The sequence below is a fragment of the Brevibacillus sp. IT-7CA2 genome (genome assembly GCF_949767855.1).
Classification (GTDB): domain Bacteria; phylum Bacillota; class Bacilli; order Brevibacillales; family Brevibacillaceae; genus Brevibacillus.
On sequence record NZ_CATKQT010000011.1, the window covers coordinates 404,110 to 421,819 of the forward strand.

The window sequence follows — 17,710 nt, forward strand, 5'->3', positions numbered from 1 at the left end:
CCCGTTATGTCCGATTGGCGGAACCTGTATTGCCCGGGTTTGCTCGTGGGTGAGCGGTGTCATATACATGCCGAAGTCGCTCTTTGGTCACATGCGTGTACACCTGTGTCGTCGAAACATTGACGTGGCCCAGTAATTCTTGCACGGTACGCAGATCAGCGCCGCCGTTCAACATATGGGTCGCAAACGTATGACGAAAGGTATGCGGTGAAACCCGCAATTGAAGAGCGTACGTATCTACGTATTTGTCTACAATCCGCCGAACACTGCGGTCGGATAACGGTTCTCCCCGATAGTTAACCAGCAAATTACCGTGTTCTACTTTTCCAGCCAACAGTTTTTCTCTTCCATATTCTAGGTATTGCCGAAGAACGTCGCAGGCATAACTTCCAACCGGCACATACCGTTCTTTCGCTCCTTTTCCATAAACCAATGCGACTCCCATGCTCGGATTCACATCATTCACAGATAAAGTGGTGAGCTCCGTAACACGCATGCCGCTTGCATACAACAGTTCAAAAATCAGCCGATCACGAATTCCCAATGGAGTAGTGGTATCAGGCAGATCGAAAAAAGCTTGAACTTCTTGCGGATATAAAAAGGAAGGAAGTTTCTTCTCCATTTTGGGAGTGGAGACTAGTTGAAATGGATTCTGTTCCAGTTGATCTTCACGCAACAGAAATCGGTACAAGCTACGCAAACTGGATAGCTTGCGGGCAATACTTCGTCGGGAAAGCCCCCTGCCAGCCAATTGCGCGAGAAAGGAGCGACCATGCAAATAAGAAACAGCAGCAAATACGGTGATTTGGTGCTGTTCCATAAAGGAGACAAATTCGCTGATATCTGCCACATACTGCTTCACCGTATGAGGAGAGGCGTTTTTTTCAACTCGCAAATAGCGGGTAAACATCTCAATATCCGCAGAATTTTGTTGCGAAATGTCCATACGGGATGCACCCTCCTCGAAGCACCTATATAGTAACACAGACGAAAATCGGATATCAATGTTAATTGTGTCGTTCTTGTGTAAAATTCTGAATTGTATCTAGCGCCCGCTCAGCGAGCTTTTCATTTTTCAAACGCTTGTCTCGGATTCTTTCTGGCCATTCCGGTACTAACCCGAAGTTTGCGTTCATTGGTTGGAAATGCTTTGGATCTGCCGTTGTAATATAACGAGCCATGCTGCCCATAATTGTTTCTGGCGGAAGTTCGATCAATTCTTCCCCTTTTGCGAGTCGTGCTGCATTTATCCCCGCAAGCAAACCAGATGCCGCTGACTCTACATATCCTTCTACACCAGTCATTTGACCAGCAAAGAAAAGTGTTTCCCGGTCCTTATACTGATACGTAGGCTTCAACAGTTTTGGCGAGTTGATAAAGGTGTTGCGGTGCATCACACCATAACGAACGATTTCGCAGTTTTCCAACCCAGGAATGAGTGAAAAGACTCTTTTTTGATCCGGCCATTTCAGATGGGTCTGGAAGCCTACGATGTTATACAATGTCGCAGCACTATTATCCTGACGAAGTTGTACAACTGCGTAAGACTTTTTGCCTGTCCGCGGATCAACCAGACCTACTGGCTTCATGGGACCAAATGTCATGGTTTTGTGACCACGCTTTGCCAATACTTCAATCGGCATGCAGCCTTCGAAGAAGATTTCCTTTTCAAATTCCTTCAATGGAACTGTTTCTGCAGAGATCAGCGCATCATAGAAGCGATTGAACTCCTCTTCTGTCATCGGGCAGTTCAGATAGGCTGCTTCACCCTTATCATATCTGGAAGCAACGAATACCTTGTTCATATCAATCGAGTCTTTCTCGATAATGGGCGCAGCTGCATCATAGAAGTACAGATATTCTTCACCCGTCAGCTCTTTTAACTTTGTAGACAAAGCTGGAGAAGTAAGTGGCCCCGTCGCAATTACGACAATCCCATCAGGAATTTCGGTAATCTCATCCGAAATGACCTCCACCAATGGATGATTACGAACGGCATCTGTAACATGAGCCGCGAACTCGTGTCTGTCTACGGCAAGCGCGCCTCCAGCTGGAACCGCGCAACGATCTGCCGCATCGATAATGACAGAGTTCAATCGACGCATTTCTTCTTTTAATACACCCACTGCATTCGTCAACGTGTTAGCACGCAATGAATTACTGCATACCAACTCTGCAAATTTATCGGTATGGTGTGCAGGCGTTTGTGTCTTCGGTCTCATTTCATACAGCTTTACTTTTACACCCGCCTGCGCGATTTGCCATGCTGCCTCACTACCAGCGAGGCCGGCGCCCACTACTGTAATTGTTGGTTGTGACATGCTGTTAATCCTCCAAACTACAAAATCGAATCAGGCTGCTTAGGAGTCTGCCTCTTCTTGATAATCACACTTGGTGCAAACAATGCTAACTCCTTGCTTCTTACGCTTTTTCTCCACCAGCATGCTGGAGCATTTTGGACAAGGTCTGGCAATCGGTTTGTCCCATGATACAAAATCGCATTCCGGATATTGATTGCAGCCGTAAAAAATACGACTCTTCTTAGATTTACGTTCGATAATCTCTCCGGTTTCACACTGCGGACACTTTACGCCGATTTCTTTTACAATCGGCTTCGTATTACGGCAATCCGGGAATCCAGAACAAGCTAAAAACTTGCCGAATCGGCCAAGCTTATATACCATCACACGGCCGCAAAGCTCGCATGATTCATCCGATTCTTCTACTTTCAGCTCTACTTCTTTCATTTCTTCTTCTGCAACAACTACGCGCTTTGCAAAGTCTTGATAAAAATCGTCCAGCACCTGCACCCAATTGGTGGCTCCTGCTTCGATATTATCCAAGCCCGATTCCATATGCGCAGTGAATTCTACGTTGAGAATCTCTGGGAAAAACTCCTCGACAAGCGTGATCACAATCTCACCCAACTCAGTCGGGACAAATCGCTTCTCCTCTAATGCTACATATCCCCGCTTTTGAATGGTTTCTAATGTAGGCGCATAGGTAGACGGACGTCCAATTCCCATCTCTTCCAGCGATTTAAGCATGCGCGCTTCGGAGAATCGAGGTGGAGGCTGTGTAAAGTGCTGACTCGGTTCGATTTCTTTTTGTTCGAGGATTTGTCCTTCTTCAATGGGCGGAAGGAAGCTTTCTTCTTCTGCGCCATCATCGTTTCCTTCAATATATACCTTCATAAATCCAGGGAACTTCACTTTTGATCCAGTTGCTCTGAAGGTAACTCCACCTGCGTCAATATCTACGCTCATCGTATCAAGAACAGCAGATGACATTTGACTGGCGAGGAAACGCTCCCAGATTAATCGATACAAGCGCAACTGATCTCTCGACAAGTATTCCTTAATTTCATCCGGTGTACGTATCACACCTGTTGGACGAATCGCTTCGTGAGCATCTTGAGCATTTTCGTTTTTCGCCTGATTGCGTGGCTCAGATAACACATAGTCTGGACCATATTTCTCAAGGATGTATTCTCTTGCTTCGTTCTGTGCAGTTACAGATAGGCGAGTAGAGTCTGTACGCATATAGGTAATCAAACCAACTGCGCCTTCTTTATTGCCAACGTCGATTCCCTCATAGAGCTCTTGAGCAATTCGCATGGTCTTAGAAGTGCGGAAATTCAGCTTACGCGCTGCCTCTTGCTGTAAAGAACTCGTTATAAAAGGAGGTGCAGGATTGCGCTTGCGCTCACGCTTGGTTACCTTTTGTACCACATATGGTTTGTTCTTCATTCGTTTCAATACCGCTGCTACATCATCTTCCGAATGAAGCTCCACCTTTTCAACGCCATAACCATAGAACTTCGCGTTAATTTCTTTACCGTCGCTGATCAATGTACTCGCAATTGTCCAATACTCTTCCGGGATAAACTCTTGGATCTCCCGCTCACGATCCATAATAAGCTTTACCGCAACCGATTGAACACGTCCGGCACTCAAGCCTTTTCGAACCTTTTTCCATAAAATTGGACTGATATTGTAGCCAACGAGTCTGTCGAGAATGCGACGTGCCTGTTGAGCATTTACCAAGTCCATGTTTATGTGTCGTGGATGCTTGAACGCTTCTTTAATGGCATCTTTGGTAATCTCATTGAATACCACACGAAGCGGTTGATTCAAATCGAGACCCAAGTATTGTGCCAAATGCCAAGCAATTGCCTCCCCTTCGCGATCCGGGTCGGCTGCGAGATATACTTTTTTTACTTTTTTAGCGGCATCTTTTAAGCCCTTCAATACATCGCCTTTGCCGCGAATGGTTATGTATTTGGGTTCAAAATTATGTGTAACGTCTACACCCATTTGACTTTTCGGCAAATCGCGTACATGCCCGATAGACGCTTTCACGATATATTTACTACCCAGGTATTTTCCAATGGTTTTGGCCTTCGTAGGGGATTCTACGATTACTAGCGTATCAGCCATTTTTTTCCTCCCCTTTTAGTAAGGAATCTTCCCTATTATTAAATACCCTCATCCGGTTTGTCAAACACTTGTGCCTCTAAGCATTGCCAAAAAGCTAGCGGATATGCTATTGTCGTGCAAAATAACCGCCAGGAAGTGCCACGATGGCCCCTTTTGCTTCCAAACGAATGACCAGCTGATGTAGCATCCTGTGTTGTTCTTTTTCTAAGTTACTCATTAACTCATCCAGATGAATCCCATCATATGTTACGGCTTCCACAATAGCTTTTTCTTCATTAGATAAGGGAATAACATCGGTTGCATTGCTTTTTTCGGCCTGCTGCATCTGCTCAGCTACTGGAAGATGATGTTTGATTTCCTCCCATATATCGCTACTGCACGTTACTAGCTTTGCACCTTGTTTGATCAAGTTATGCGGTCCCGCACTCATCAATGAAAAAATCGGACCAGGAATTGCAAAAACTTCCTTGCCCTGCTCAAGTGCACAGTCTGCCGTAATCAAGGATCCGCTTTTTTCTGCTGCTTCCACCACTAATACACCGATAGAAAGTCCACTTATGATACGATTTCTCTCTGGAAATAATCCAGAAACAGGTGGAATATGAGGAGGATATTCGCTGAGGAGTAGGCCAAAAGATTCAATTTCGCGATAAAGTTCTCGATGTCGAGAAGGATAAACGTGATTCATTCCGCAGCCGAGCACGCCAATAGTCTTACCGCCTGCTTTCAAGGTAGCTCGGTGAGCCTCCGCATCAATTCCATACGCTACCCCTGAGACAATGACAAGACCTGCTTGTACCAGTTCTCGGACAAAAAAGCTACAGCTCGCTCTTCCATATGGTGTCGGTTTGCGCGAACCAACGACGCCAATCGACAATTTATCCAATAATGTGTGATCGCCACGATAAAACAACGTCCAGGGAGAATCAGGGATATTGCGGAGCGAAGCAGGATAAGCATCGTCAAAAGGACATAAGAAGCGCGTTCCCTCTTCTTCACGCTTTTCCAATAGTGCCATAGCTGAAGCTACATTGCTATGCTTATCAACCTGCCCAGTGATCGAGGAAGTCAATCTGAGCTCACGTGCCAATTCATACCAATTTTCGATTGCAACCTGAAAAGAACCTGTGCTTTCAAAAATTTCTCGGATTTTCTTTCTTCCCAAACCTGAGATCATCGTTAACACATACACCCAGTCTCTCTCGTCGAGCTTCGCCTTTTCCACTCCAAATCCTCCTTCATCCCGATCACAATTGTCACAGCGGACGGTATTGAAAGCTATTCTATCGAAAGAAAGAGGCTGCTTCAAAAATAAAAAAGCGGACAAGCCTGAGCCTGTCCACTTCTGTCTTATCTGCTTACTTGCCCATTACTTTCTCGAGCATACCGCGCTCTTTCAGCAATTCAACAAGTGTTTCACCGATAACCGCAGGTGTTTTCGCTACGCGAATACCGCATTCTTCGAGCTTCGCGATTTTCTCAGCAGCTGTACCTTTACCACCAGAGATGATCGCACCAGCGTGGCCCATACGCTTTCCTTCAGGAGCAGTTTGTCCCCCGATGAAGCCTACAACTGGTTTTTTCATGTTCGCAGCGATCCACTCTGCTGCTTCTTCTTCCGCAGTACCACCGATTTCACCCAGCATGATAACTGCTTCTGTGCCTGGATCTTCGTTGAACATTTTCAGTACATCGATGAACTCCATACCTTTTACTGGGTCTCCACCGATACCTACAGCTGTGGATTGACCAAGGCCGCGAGTAGAAGTTTGGTGAACTGCTTCATACGTCAAGGTACCGGAGCGAGATACGATACCCACTTTACCTGGAACGTGGATGTAACCAGGCATGATACCGATTTTGCACTCACCTGGAGTAATTACGCCAGGGCAGTTAGGACCTACGAGAAGGGTTTTCTTGCCTTCCATGTAGCGCTTAACTTTCACCATGTCCAGAACTGGGATACCTTCAGTGATGCAGATTACCAGATCCAGTTCAGCGTCAACTGCTTCCATGATCGCGTCAGCAGCGAAAGGAGGAGCAACGTAGATAACGGATGCAGTCGCACCAGTTGCTTCAACCGCTTCTTTTACTGTGTTGAAAATTGGAATACCGTCAACTTCGGTTCCACCTTTACCAGGTGTTACACCGCCCACCATTTGTGTACCGTATTCAACGGCTCCGCGAGTGTGGAACAGACCAGTTGCACCCGTAATCCCTTGCGTAATTACTTTTGTATTTTTATTAACGAGAATACTCATCGCGTAATTTTCCCACCTTTTTTAACGTATCTACTCGAAATATCTTACTTCACCAAGGATACGATTTTCTCAGCACCATCCGCCATAGATTCTGCAGCTACGATGTTCAAACCGGACTCATTGAGGATTTTCTTACCCAAATCTACGTTTGTACCTTCCAGACGTACAACGAGAGGTTTGTCCAATTTGATTTGTTTTGCTGCATTCACTACGCCGTTTGCGATAACGTCGCATTTCATGATGCCGCCGAAGATGTTGACGAAAATACCTTTTACTTTTTCGTCACGGAGAATAATTTTAAACGCTTCCGTTACTTTCTCTTCAGTAGCTCCGCCACCAACGTCAAGGAAGTTAGCTGGGTCTCCACCGTAGAATTTCACGATATCCATCGTTGCCATCGCCAAACCTGCACCGTTTACCATGCAACCGATGTTACCATCAAGTGCGATGTAGGACAGATCGAACTTGGAAGCTTCGATTTCTTTCTCATCTTCTTCATCCAGATCGCGCAGAGCTACGATGTCAGGGTGACGATAGAGAGCGTTGCTGTCGAAGTTCAGTTTCGCATCCAGTGCCATTACTTCACCGTCGCCAGTTACAACCAGTGGGTTGATTTCAGCGATAGAAGCATCTTTATCAACAAAAGCTTGGTACAAGCTCATCATGAACTTGGCAGCTTTGTTAATCAATTCTTTTGGAATGTTGATTGCGTAAGCCAGGCGACGAGCTTGGAAGCCATTCAGACCTGTTACTGGATCAACTACTTCTTTGAAGATTTTTTCTGGATTGTTTGCTGCTACTTCCTCGATGTCCATACCGCCCTCTTCGGAAGCCATCATTACAACGCTTCCAGTAGCACGGTCAACTACTACACCAACGTAGTATTCTTTCTTGATGTCGCAGCCTTGCTCGATCAGAAGGCGCTTAACTTCTTTACCTTCTGGTCCTGTTTGATGAGTAACCAGTACTTTGCCAAGAATTTCGCTGGCATATGTACGAACTTCATCAAGATTTTTTGCAACCTTTACACCGCCAGCCTTACCACGGCCACCAGCGTGAATTTGCGCTTTTACTACGTTTACTTGGGTGCCCAGTTCTTTCGCTGCTTCAACAGCTTCTTCCACTGTGAAAGCTACGCGTCCTTCAGGAACTTTTACACCGTACTGCTTAAGTATCTCTTTACCTTGATACTCATGAATGTTCATTCTCCATCCTCCTATGGCAGATAAAGATCGGCAGGCTTTTAGACCGGTTCAAAGACGTCTGTCTTTTTCCGGTCATAACCTCCACTATCAGTGCAACGTAACTATTCTACGACAAAAACTGCAAAAGTGGTAGTAATATGTTCTTTTTATCGTGACCAGAAATGCGAAACTTCATGAGGAAATTCCTCATTTTCGTAGAAATTGAAACAATTTCCACTGGTTTTCAGCGAGTTCATCGTGAATGTACCAAGTTTGGTCATACTTAAAGTAACGTGGATATAATTCAATTCTCTGTTCTGTATCATTCACCAAAAAATGAAGTTCGTATTGTTTTGAGCCCAGATCTTTCGGTAGAGCATTTAGTGGATCTGCATTTTTTAGCAATCGGACAGATTGATGGGCAATTCCTTGCTCGATCGTCGTTTGGGTGACATCCAACTCTGAGTCTTGGACGTTCATCTCGCCATTTGCTGTGATGCGAATCCGTGTAGATTTAAATAACTGGTCGATTCTGTCTTCCTTACGATTGCTTGGCGGCATCCATTCCGTTAAGCGCGAAAAGAGGCTACCCTCTACGTGAAAGAAAAACGTTTCTCTCCCAAATGGAACCGCAATCAGCGTCGGCGTCAAAATGGCCACTTCCACCGGTTTGTCAGCAGAATTTATTCTCATCCGATAGTTTGGGTAGAGTGGATACTGCTTGCTACGACTGTCCACCTCCGGGACTGCCGATCCCATTACTTTCCTGATGTATTCTGCTTCTGCTTCGTTCAACACGCGCGCCTGACCAAGGTCCTCTGCCGCTAAACGCACGCTCTGAATTTTTTGTGAGAGCACTCCTCTGCCAGTTAACTTGTTTACCCACTGATAAAAATAGCTGGCACCCGCTCCACGATACGTGTGTCCTCCAATCTCACTTGCCGACTCACCCACTGTCACCACGAGTGGAGCCTGCTGAGTTCGGTAGAGGACAAGCGTAAAACGTACATCTTCTTGCTTTAAAGGCTCGGATGATATTTGTAAATCTTGTCCCTGTCCGGACAGTTCTTGCAAAAACAAGCGCGAGTCCAGTAGTACTTCCTGTCCATCTGTTGACATCACCGTTACTTTTTCAACGGCACCAAGCTCTGTCTCGATATGATCTTTCATGTCATCAGAAACCTTGCCCGACTGTGCACAGCCAGTGACGAACAAGCTACTCACCATCATAACCAGTAGACACGTACGTAAAGACGATATCACGCAGTAACCCTCCTCGTGTATTCCTGTAAGATAACGCTACAGAAGTCCCAATCGACGGCTGATCTCACTGCCAAGCTTTCGTTTCACGTAAATTTCACCAATTTGGTGCGGATCTTTCACGATAACGGAGCGATTGTTCGTACGGATCACCACATACTTTTCATTGTTTTTGTCCAAACCACAAATTAAATCAGATGAGGCTTCTACAAAGATAGCTACCACCGTTTTCCCATCTATTTTTTTCAACGAAATTTTTGGAAATGGGGTCACAAATGGTGACGTCTTATCTTGGATGTATTGCGTAATGGCAAGAATGTATTTGTCCGGGTCTCCATACTGCTCGATCTCATGATCAATCCCGCACACTGTCCCCTCATCTGTAATCCCTAAAAATAAATTCCCGTTGTTTGAATTCGCAAACGCCACAATAGACTTAATAATTCCCGTCTTCGAATAAAGAAAGTCGCGTTTGAATTCAATCATGTCGTTTTCACCAAGTTTTGTTGCTGTTACGGGATCATCGATTCGGCCTAAATAGCGAAAGCGACTGATGGCTCCTAAGCGATAGACGTATTCTTCAAATATATCAGCAGGCAGAGAAAGGTCTTCTATGCTTGCATCTGTGTTTTGCCACAATTTATATGTTTGTGGAGCAAAGCACATGTCAAACAATACATTTCCACCAAGCGAGCGTATGTTCATACCGATGGAAGCAGGCATGATCTTCCCCGGCTGATATGGAGCATCTGTTTCCACTTCCAATACTCCTGAATGAATTAAATAATCGAAATAATGACGCGGTAATTGTGCATGATGCTTTAATAACTGACGTTCTGGCTTGGATCGTCTGATTTCTTGATAAAAATCAAAACGCACAGATTGTTCTTCCAGTTGGCTTACCATCGCAATCAATGAACAAATATGGCGCATGTTTCCCCTCGTTTTATGTTAGAGTAGGTGTCATTGTTTGGTCATATTTTAACGCAACCTTTTAAGAATTGACTAGTTTTTTCGTTATTTTTGTGATTGATAGTGATGTAAAATTGTTTGCAATTTAAACGAAAGTCCCATTTCTCCGCTAATTTTTAGCTTACCCGTTACAAAAGCAACGGTGGGATTCAAGCGTCCCTCTACGAGCTTAATAAAATCTTTGTCAGACAACTCCAGCTTGCAGCCTGCTTCCCTTGTCACACCCAGCTTGTAGTCCGCTTGATTATCGGCAAAGACAACCTCGTAGGTGCCCACCTCTTCTCCACTTAGGACAAAATGGTACACCGCATGTAATCCAGCGATCCCTTGTGGCTGGGCGTTTATTCTATCCGATAAATCCTGAAGAGTTTTTTGTACTTGCATGCTCACTTCTCCTTGCATTCTATGTACTAGCACCCCATTAGGTAAAAAAAGAAAGCCGGGTGTTTACCGGCTTACTTCACACGTACAGCTGTGCCTGTGGCAATAACCATCATCATACCTTCTCGCAATGTTTCGAAGTCGAGATCAACCCCAATCACTGCGTTTGCACCTAATACCCGTGCTTTTTCTTTCATTTCACGCAAGGCCAGTTCACGACCTTCTGAGAGCTTGCTCTCATATGAGCCACTTCTGCCTCCGATGATGTCAGTAATCCCTGCGAGAAAGTCACGGACTACGTTTGCACCCATGATTACCTCTCCACTGACGATATCCAAATACTGCTCCACTTCTTTTCCTTGGATCATGCTGGTAGTAGTTACAATCATGTCATTGCCTCCTCATATCGATCTATTCACAATATGTATTACGTACCATAAAATAATCGGTTGCAAAGAATGATCTTAGCCTGTCCAAAAGTGTATGCGCATTGCTGGCAAACTATACTTTTCCTATCCCACCGTGGGAGTAAGTGTTTTGGATAATTTGGCAGCTGAGGAGCCTAAACTTGCTTCAGCGATTAATTCCCGCCACGATCTGGCGAAGAAGTCTGGTGTTTGGTACCCGTTCACATGACCAACAGCTGCAGATACGAAGATATCCAGAACGTTTGTTGGACGTTTAATGAGCGTAATGTATTCCTGAATTTGTTCATCGGAAATCGTAGAGATCAAAACAAACTCGTCCCCTGCATAACGACATAAGTAATCCCCCTGTTCTTCCGCCAAAGAAGAGAGGACCGAAGAATAGGTGCGGATGACATCATCCCCGAATGGATGGCCATGCAGCTTATTAATTCGGCCAAAGTCGTTCAAATCGATGAAAAGCAAATGGAAAGGTTTTCGCTCCTTTAAAAAATTTTCCCCAATAAACTGGATGTATGGAGCGCGATACAAACCCGATAATGGGTCTCGATATTCTGCTATTTTCATCTCTACGATTTCTTTTGTGATGAATCCGATCAGTTGATCCTCGTGTTTGACCAAAGCAAGTCCATTTTGTTCTTGATGAAGCGCGTGATAGGCCTCCCAAACATTGTGATTGGCTGACAGATAGAACGGCTGACTACTCATGGCATCGGCAACGATTCGGTTTGGATGAGCTGACAAAACATCTCTTGTCGTAACCATTCCCAGTACCTCTCCGTGATCCATGACAACTAACGAATCAACTTGAGATTCGTTCATTCGCTCCGCCGCATAAGAGACACTTTTGTCAGAGGTGATGGTACAAATCGTCGTCGTCATGATGTCGGAGATATTCATAAGAGATCCACCTCTCGTTGAACAGACAATGCTATTTTCAACTCAGATCGCAGAACCATAGAGTCGCTAATCATACGCTCTGCCTCTTCCAGAATGATTTTCATCAACAATTTTTCATCAATCATTTGCAAAAGGGTATTTCTTAACAAAACCGCCTCAATCTTTGGATGATTCATTTTCAGTAAAGTAAACTGCTCTGGTGAAAGGGCATCCGCCATTCTCCTTGCTGCCTCAGGGCCAATTGGTGCTTTCCGTCCGATGATCAACAGATCTTGCATCGGAGGGACTTCAAACTCGGATATTTTTAAGGAAAGCGTTGCCTTCCGCGAATATACGTTGTTATCACTAGCCATAAAAATTCCTCCAATTCTGCATTGCCCTCTTATTCGTCCGGCAAACTGCCTGGTTTACCAAACAAGTATCCCTGGCCGATTGCAACGCCCAATAAAGAAGCACAAGCAAAATCCTCTTCTTCTTCAACTCCTTCGAGAATGAGTTGAGGTGCATCTTTGCAAAAATCGACAAACAATTTTACAGTCTTTTGCTTTTCTAATGAACTTGAGAGCTCTTGCGAAAAAAAGCGATCAATCTTGATGTAATCAGGCGAGATATCTTCAATTTTACTGAATATGTTTGCGCCATCTCCGACATCATCCAACGCAATTAGGAACCCCAACTTTTTCAATTCAGCTATGCGTCGTGTAAAAACGGGTTCGCTCCAGCATTCTCCTTCCATAATCGATTCGTTGATCTCCAAAACGATTTGGGTTAAAAAGGGATGGAAGGAACGAGCGATCTTTTGAATGAAGCCAGGAAATGTGTCTTCTATTATGGTAGAAGGAAAAATATTCACAAATAAAAGCTCGTTTTTGTGTTCAATCGACGAATGAAAAAAAGTCAAGAGCGCATAATGCAGGGATTGAGCGTCGAGTTCTGGCAGCATTTTGTTTTCCTTCGCCAAAGAAAACAATGCCTCTGGATGGATCCCCGCTTTACTGCGAAGTAATACTTCATACCCTATCCTACTTTTCTCAGGAAGCTGACATATGGGCTGAAATGCGTGGTAGTACTCTTTTTTCTTAAATAATTCTGCAATGCTCTCCATCAATTTTCCTTTCCCTTTCCTAGCAAGTATGAACACAAAGAAAAAGCTTCTTCTATGCGCGAGATATTCTGCGCCATGGAAGTGCTGGGAAATGTACCTACATGCACGAGCAAAAGAAATTCTACTCTCTCTGGATAATTCGGGTCATAACAACAACTAGGTAATAAAGATTACAAATAACAACAGACACTTCGACAATATATGTCTTTGTCCCTACATATTCGCCAGCATCTTGCATATTCCTTTCCAGATCATACTAATTGTTTCAAATTAATTAGGAACATTGTACGTATAATCAATATTTTCTATCGTTATATTTTCGCAAAATGATAGATCTATCAAGTAATTCCACAACTTGTAAACGCACTGAATCACATGAAATAAATGAAAATAAATTTTTTACTGCTTGTTTCGTCGTTAGCAGCTATCAATCTTTTTTCATATGGTATGGAAAATGGGTATCGACATCATCCAAAGGGGGGAAAACCAGTGGTCAAGACCTCAACGTATACACTACAAGTTCAGGAAGGCCACTTGTTCACGATTACGCTAGTGGCAAATCCCTCAACTGGCTACCAGTGGGACTTGTCTAATCCAGTGGATGCTCGCTTTTTATCGTTGCATGCGAATCATTTTGTTCCTCCACCATCGCCAGCTCGTATTGGGCAAGAGGGGCATCAGGTGATGTCCTTTCAGGCTTTGCGGCGAGGAATGACGTCGATTTCTTTGAAGTATTGTCGGCCTTGGGATAGTGGGGATTGCGGGGAATTTGTGTTTTATGTTGTTACGGTTCTATAGGAGATATGTTTTAAAAAATACTTACTGTTACTTACTTGGTAGTGAAGTGGTTAGTCTGTATGTGCTGTGTTCATTTACAAGCGCATGCAGACTAAACGATTTTCCTCGACAATTTAACTATCTGCCATTTGGACAGGCGTTGACATCTTTGCAGACGTGGCCATGCAGTAAAGCAAACTGTGCATCGAAGCAACATTAGTTGAGGAGCAAAAGTCGAGGAACACAGAAGGAGCATGATCAGCATACTGATTCAATCTGCGCATATTGATAATCATCCAGAAGGATATGGTATAATTTGGATGAGGTGAATAATATGGGTTTCATTGCTTTATCTGCATTGTACCTTAACCCTATTCTGGCTATTTTGTTCTTTGTTAACTTTACATTTATTATGAAGAAAATTGTCAACAATAAGGATTATAGGCGACATGCAGTCTTCGGATCATTGTTGATCGTATGGATCTTTTTTTCTTATGGATTGCTCATTATGGCAAGGTAGTTGATTCACTGTTGAGAAAATTATCTCTTGGTTTTAGGAAGTGAGCAAATTCAAATGAATACAAAATTTACTTGTCCATGTTGCGGTTATAAATGGCTCTACCATGATGGAGAATTTGATGTCTGTTCATTCTGCTTCTAAGAGGGTGATCTCCTTCAATTTATGGACCCAGATTCAGATAGGGGCGCAAACAAAGTATCCCTCCGAGAGGTACAGGGAACCTTTATTCGTTTTGGGGCTTGCGACGATCATGGCAAACCATTTGTTTGAAAGCCTACATACGATGACGAAAAAGATAAAAAGTGAATGCCACTTACTTGAGACTAAATGTAATGATGCGAGTGATAACTACTGCCCTACTCTGTTTTCTTAACCAAAATGTTGAGGATTTCTACTTTCCACAATATTGGATACTTGGAGTTGAGAGTATTGTTCAAACGCTATACAAATAAATACGCTCGATGGATTCGGATTCTGGCGTCTGTTATTACTATAGTTGGTTTTATCGTCGGGTTATATATTTGGTTCGACGATCTTAATGATAATTTTCTTCATTTTCTAACCAGTGTGTTTTATTCCATCATTCCTTCTATATTTTTGCTTGGATTTGCTGAAGTAATTGAAATCTTGTATCGTATTCATTTGCGATTAGAATTTACTGCTGAGGATAAGACTTTGTTTGATGAAACTAGTGAGTCTGAATGAGGTTAAAATTTACATGTATACACCTAATATTAATGAAAATGATGGTTTCTTCCTCAAGACATCTATGTTCTTTCTTTTCACCATAGCAATGAGGGTAAATGTCCATTTCTTTGATGTATTAGCACTGAGACGTCAAAATTTAACGGTTTTTTTATATATTCAGGACTCTTAAAATAGTAGCCCTCGATCCAATGCTCTGTAGCGAATTGCTTCCGCTACATGTGCAGCATCAACACGAGAAGCCCCATCTAAATCTGCAATCGTTCTCGCCACTTTCACAATCCTATCGTAGGCTCTTGCACTCAAACCTAATGTCTCGAAGGCAAGCTGCAACATCTCTTGTCCTTCCTTATCCAGCTGAGCGAATTGACGCAGCTCTTCTCCATTCATCACACTGTTAAAAGGACATCCTGGACGATAGTGGTATCTTTCGCATTGGACAGCTCTCGCTTGCTCTACTCGCATCTGAATGTTTTTTGAGGACTCCTCTGCTTTTCTGTTGTGAAGAAGTTGAACGGGTACTCTCGGAACCTCGATGTGCAGATCTATGCGATCTAGCAAGGGACCTGAGAGCTTTGAACGGTATTTGTAGATTTGTTGGGGAGAGCACGAGCAGGTTTGCTTCTCTCGAGTACCAAAGAATCCACAAGGGCAAGGATTGCACGAACCGATTAACAGAAACCGAGCAGGGAAGGTAAAAACCTGCTTAGATCGTCCAATCGTGACAACCCCTGATTCCAGCGGCTGGCGCAGTACCTCTAATACATGCCGAGAAAACTCGGGCATCTCATCAAGGAAGAGGATACCACCGTGAGACAAGCTACACTCTCCGGGACGCGGGATTTGCGCACCACCGCCAATTAGTGCAGTAGCGGTAATCGTATGGTGCGGGGCACGAAAAGGTCTCTCCTCGACAAGCCCACTCTCCCGCTTCAATTGACCAGCAATACTGTATATTTTCGTCACTTCGTAAGATTCATGAATGGTCATGTTAGGCATGATGCCAGGCAGGCAAGTTGCTAATAGGGTTTTCCCTGAACCTGGAGGCCCCACCAATATCACATTATGAAATCCAGCTGCTGCGATCTCCAAGCCACGTTTTACAAATTGCTGTCCGTAAACATTGGCAAAGTCGGGAGGCAGCTGGTTCGCATTTGTCTTGCCTTTCTCTGACTCGGGAAAAATATAGTCGGAGTTTTTACTATGAAGTCCTTCTTTCCAATAGTTCACGGCCTCTTCCAGATTGCTCGCAGGTAATACGGTAATGTCGACTAGCCGTGCTTCCGCTGCATTTTGTTCGGGGAGAATCACGTGGGTAAATCCTGCATTTTTGGATTCTAGCAGGATGGGGAGTACACCCGTTACAGGGCGAAGAGAACCGTCTAATGCCAACTCTCCTAGAACAAGGATTCTCTCTGCTCTAGGGAGCATTTGCTTCGATGCTAGTAAAATTCCAAAGGCAATAGCAAGGTCGAAACCAGAACCTTCCTTACGCTGGTCTGCTGGTGCCAGGTTGACAGTGATCCGCTGCATTGGGTAGTCGTATCCTGCATTGCGCAAGGCAGCACGAACGCGATCTCTCGCTTCTTTAACTGCTGAACCGCCAAGCCCGACCAAATCGAATTGAGGTAAGCCATTTGCTATGTCTGTTTCTACAGTGACGACCATTCCGTCAATGCCAAGCACAGTGCCTGAATAACTGCATGCGTACATGTTCTCTCCCCCTCTGGTTATAGGGTAGGAAAAGATAGAGGGGGTGGGCAAGTAAATTGGGGCTTTTGCCGAAACGTTTATACAAACTTGTCAAAAGTCTTTTATTCTGGACTTCATTTGCATTGGGTATAGAACAGTAAAATGCTTTTATTGATAGCGGACCACATCGTTAAAGAATTCTCCTGATTGCTATTAATTCTAATAACTCTTAATCTAACTCATTTCCAAACTTGACGTCTGCACTCTCCCCACGTAGCTTCTACTCCCCCATACATTTATGGAAAACTTTCACTCCAACAGGTATACTGCAAATAAACAGGAAAGGGGTTGGTTCTCTTTGATTTTTACTGTTGATCGCCATCAAATTTCCATCCACTACGAACATGCTGAACCTGTTCAGATCGACTGGGACGAAGTATACGGTGTCTCTTACTATAAGATCGATTGCATTGAGTACGAAATGGGTTACCTCGTTTTTGACTTGGTATACGGTGAGTTCATTGAGATTAATGATAGTGATCAAAATTGGGAAAAAATCGTAAATGACCTCGAAAAATACTTACCCTCGCAAACAAGCGATTGGAGGCATTCATTACGTTGTTGGTCGATCGACGACGGTATTTTTTATCTTTATGAAAAAGCATAAAAACGAAGGTGAACTGGACCGCATCACTTTATCCAACGATTTAGAACGGGTATTATTGCTGAAACCATTTGAATACGATGGGGGACGACACCGTGCCCGATGGATGTAATTACAGTTTACTCCGGATTAGCGATTTTCCACTCATCGATCATCATGCAGAATACGTAAAAAACTGCTTACTCCAAGCCTGTCGTGACAACTGCGCAGTCGTGCTCAGTCAGACTTACCTCACTGCTTTCTCTTCAATTCATTCAGTAGTTCAATGATTCGCTGGTTTTGATCCACTTGTGTTACGATGTTCTGGTTCATCTTCCGAATCGCGTCGTAAATTGCAAAAAGTCCTGCCAACAGTAGAAAAGCAAACAACAATTCCATGCCGCTTTTACCTCCTTACGATTAACGTTGATATAAAAAAGACCCGC

Annotated in this window: 18 protein-coding genes and 1 pseudogene; 4 read left to right on the forward strand and 15 right to left on the reverse strand. The window is 43.9% G+C overall.

The features are described from left to right. Window positions 1–4: 4 nt before the first annotated feature. The 13 genes from xerC to ACM6JA_RS08435 form a co-directional block, all read right to left on the reverse strand. On the reverse strand, window positions 5–946 hold the full coding sequence (gene xerC / locus ACM6JA_RS08375) for a tyrosine recombinase XerC (RefSeq protein ID WP_007719368.1): 942 nt from the start codon (window positions 944–946) through the stop codon (window positions 5–7). Window positions 947–1,007: 61 nt separating this feature from the next. Continuing rightward, the gene (gene trmFO, locus ACM6JA_RS08380) at window positions 1,008–2,321 is read right to left on the reverse strand and encodes an FADH(2)-oxidizing methylenetetrahydrofolate--tRNA-(uracil(54)-C(5))-methyltransferase TrmFO (RefSeq protein WP_056488428.1); all 1,314 of its coding nucleotides are present in this window, start codon (window positions 2,319–2,321) and stop codon (window positions 1,008–1,010) included. A 39-nt stretch (window positions 2,322–2,360) separates the two neighbouring features. Next, window positions 2,361–4,439 carry a type I DNA topoisomerase gene (gene topA / locus ACM6JA_RS08385; RefSeq protein WP_414851932.1) on the reverse strand — a complete coding sequence of 693 codons (2,079 nt, stop codon included), beginning with the start codon at window positions 4,437–4,439 and terminating at the stop codon, window positions 2,361–2,363. A gap of 106 nt (window positions 4,440–4,545) precedes the next feature. After that, complete coding sequence (dprA, locus tag ACM6JA_RS08390) at window positions 4,546–5,664, reverse strand: DNA-processing protein DprA (protein WP_414851933.1); 1,119 nt, start codon at window positions 5,662–5,664, stop codon at window positions 4,546–4,548. A gap of 133 nt (window positions 5,665–5,797) precedes the next feature. Beyond that, window positions 5,798–6,700 (reverse strand): succinate--CoA ligase subunit alpha, encoded by a 903-nt coding sequence (gene sucD / locus ACM6JA_RS08395; RefSeq protein WP_007719376.1) that lies wholly within the window; start codon window positions 6,698–6,700, stop codon window positions 5,798–5,800. A gap of 44 nt (window positions 6,701–6,744) precedes the next feature. After that, the gene (sucC, locus tag ACM6JA_RS08400) at window positions 6,745–7,905 is read right to left on the reverse strand and encodes an ADP-forming succinate--CoA ligase subunit beta (RefSeq protein ID WP_007719385.1); all 1,161 of its coding nucleotides are present in this window, start codon (window positions 7,903–7,905) and stop codon (window positions 6,745–6,747) included. Between the two features lie 186 nt (window positions 7,906–8,091). Beyond that, the gene (locus ACM6JA_RS08405) at window positions 8,092–9,147 is read right to left on the reverse strand and encodes a hypothetical protein (RefSeq protein ID WP_414851934.1); all 1,056 of its coding nucleotides are present in this window, start codon (window positions 9,145–9,147) and stop codon (window positions 8,092–8,094) included. A 36-nt stretch (window positions 9,148–9,183) separates the two neighbouring features. Further along, a complete protein-coding gene (locus ACM6JA_RS08410) occupies window positions 9,184–10,077 on the reverse strand; it encodes a helix-turn-helix domain-containing protein (RefSeq protein WP_414851935.1) in 894 nt (297 codons plus the stop codon). 84 nt (window positions 10,078–10,161) lie between these two features. Continuing rightward, on the reverse strand, window positions 10,162–10,500 hold the full coding sequence (locus ACM6JA_RS08415; protein WP_414851936.1) for an SCP2 sterol-binding domain-containing protein: 339 nt from the start codon (window positions 10,498–10,500) through the stop codon (window positions 10,162–10,164). Between the two features lie 71 nt (window positions 10,501–10,571). Next, complete coding sequence (locus ACM6JA_RS08420) at window positions 10,572–10,886, reverse strand: YbjQ family protein (RefSeq protein WP_414851937.1); 315 nt, start codon at window positions 10,884–10,886, stop codon at window positions 10,572–10,574. 123 nt (window positions 10,887–11,009) lie between these two features. After that, complete coding sequence (locus tag ACM6JA_RS08425) at window positions 11,010–11,822, reverse strand: CBS domain-containing protein (protein WP_414851938.1); 813 nt, start codon at window positions 11,820–11,822, stop codon at window positions 11,010–11,012. Beyond that, the gene (locus ACM6JA_RS08430; protein ID WP_007719401.1) at window positions 11,819–12,175 is read right to left on the reverse strand and encodes a hypothetical protein; all 357 of its coding nucleotides are present in this window, start codon (window positions 12,173–12,175) and stop codon (window positions 11,819–11,821) included. Before ACM6JA_RS08430 ends, ACM6JA_RS08425 begins: the two co-directional genes overlap by 4 nt. A gap of 29 nt (window positions 12,176–12,204) precedes the next feature. Then, window positions 12,205–12,927, reverse strand: a complete 723-nt coding sequence (locus tag ACM6JA_RS08435) for an EAL domain-containing protein (protein ID WP_414851939.1) — start codon at window positions 12,925–12,927, stop codon at window positions 12,205–12,207. Between the two features lie 489 nt (window positions 12,928–13,416). On the opposite strand from ACM6JA_RS08435, the gene ACM6JA_RS08440 reads away from it, so the two are divergent. The 3 genes and pseudogenes from ACM6JA_RS08440 (at window position 13,417) to ACM6JA_RS08450 (ending at window position 14,929) form a co-directional block, all read left to right on the forward strand. Beyond that, window positions 13,417–13,725: a protease inhibitor I42 family protein gene (locus ACM6JA_RS08440; protein ID WP_414851940.1), complete on the forward strand. Its 309-nt coding sequence runs from the start codon at window positions 13,417–13,419 to the stop codon at window positions 13,723–13,725. A 553-nt stretch (window positions 13,726–14,278) separates the two neighbouring features. Beyond that, a pseudogene (locus ACM6JA_RS08445) lies at window positions 14,279–14,494 on the forward strand (CPCC family cysteine-rich protein). Window positions 14,495–14,653: 159 nt separating this feature from the next. After that, window positions 14,654–14,929 carry a hypothetical protein gene (locus ACM6JA_RS08450; RefSeq protein WP_390232689.1) on the forward strand — a complete coding sequence of 92 codons (276 nt, stop codon included), beginning with the start codon at window positions 14,654–14,656 and terminating at the stop codon, window positions 14,927–14,929. Between the two features lie 168 nt (window positions 14,930–15,097). Here ACM6JA_RS08450 and ACM6JA_RS08455 read toward each other — a convergent pair whose 3' ends face one another. Continuing rightward, on the reverse strand, window positions 15,098–16,642 hold the full coding sequence (locus ACM6JA_RS08455; RefSeq protein ID WP_414851941.1) for a YifB family Mg chelatase-like AAA ATPase: 1,545 nt from the start codon (window positions 16,640–16,642) through the stop codon (window positions 15,098–15,100). Window positions 16,643–16,979: 337 nt separating this feature from the next. Here ACM6JA_RS08455 and ACM6JA_RS08460 point away from each other — a divergent pair, with 337 nt between their 5' ends. Continuing rightward, window positions 16,980–17,288, forward strand: coding sequence for a hypothetical protein (locus tag ACM6JA_RS08460; RefSeq protein WP_414851942.1), 309 nt, complete (start codon window positions 16,980–16,982; stop codon window positions 17,286–17,288). 228 nt (window positions 17,289–17,516) lie between these two features. On the opposite strand, the gene ACM6JA_RS08465 is transcribed toward ACM6JA_RS08460, so the two are convergent. Further along, the gene (locus ACM6JA_RS08465) at window positions 17,517–17,663 is read right to left on the reverse strand and encodes a hypothetical protein (RefSeq protein WP_007719672.1); all 147 of its coding nucleotides are present in this window, start codon (window positions 17,661–17,663) and stop codon (window positions 17,517–17,519) included. Window positions 17,664–17,710 lie beyond the last annotated feature (47 nt).

Bases quoted from the DNA above. Each gene is read 5' to 3' on its own strand.
- xerC (WP_007719368.1), bottom strand. From the start codon at position 946: ATGGACATTTCGCAACAAAATTCTGCGGATATTGAGATGTTTACCCGC.
- trmFO (WP_056488428.1), bottom strand. From the start codon at position 2,321: ATGTCACAACCAACAATTACAGTAGTGGGCGCCGGCCTCGCTGGTAGT.
- topA (WP_414851932.1), bottom strand. From the start codon at position 4,439: ATGGCTGATACGCTAGTAATCGTAGAATCCCCTACGAAGGCCAAAACC.
- sucD (WP_007719376.1), bottom strand. From the start codon at position 6,700: ATGAGTATTCTCGTTAATAAAAATACAAAAGTAATTACGCAAGGGATT.
- sucC (WP_007719385.1), bottom strand. From the start codon at position 7,905: ATGAACATTCATGAGTATCAAGGTAAAGAGATACTTAAGCAGTACGGT.
- ACM6JA_RS08410 (WP_414851935.1), bottom strand. From the start codon at position 10,077: ATGCGCCATATTTGTTCATTGATTGCGATGGTAAGCCAACTGGAAGAA.
- ACM6JA_RS08415 (WP_414851936.1), bottom strand. From the start codon at position 10,500: ATGCAAGTACAAAAAACTCTTCAGGATTTATCGGATAGAATAAACGCC.
- ACM6JA_RS08420 (WP_414851937.1), bottom strand. From the start codon at position 10,886: ATGATTGTAACTACTACCAGCATGATCCAAGGAAAAGAAGTGGAGCAG.
- ACM6JA_RS08425 (WP_414851938.1), bottom strand. From the start codon at position 11,822: ATGAATATCTCCGACATCATGACGACGACGATTTGTACCATCACCTCT.
- ACM6JA_RS08430 (WP_007719401.1), bottom strand. From the start codon at position 12,175: ATGGCTAGTGATAACAACGTATATTCGCGGAAGGCAACGCTTTCCTTA.
- ACM6JA_RS08435 (WP_414851939.1), bottom strand. From the start codon at position 12,927: ATGGAGAGCATTGCAGAATTATTTAAGAAAAAAGAGTACTACCACGCA.
- ACM6JA_RS08455 (WP_414851941.1), bottom strand. From the start codon at position 16,642: ATGTACGCATGCAGTTATTCAGGCACTGTGCTTGGCATTGACGGAATG.
- ACM6JA_RS08465 (WP_007719672.1), bottom strand. From the start codon at position 17,663: ATGGAATTGTTGTTTGCTTTTCTACTGTTGGCAGGACTTTTTGCAATT.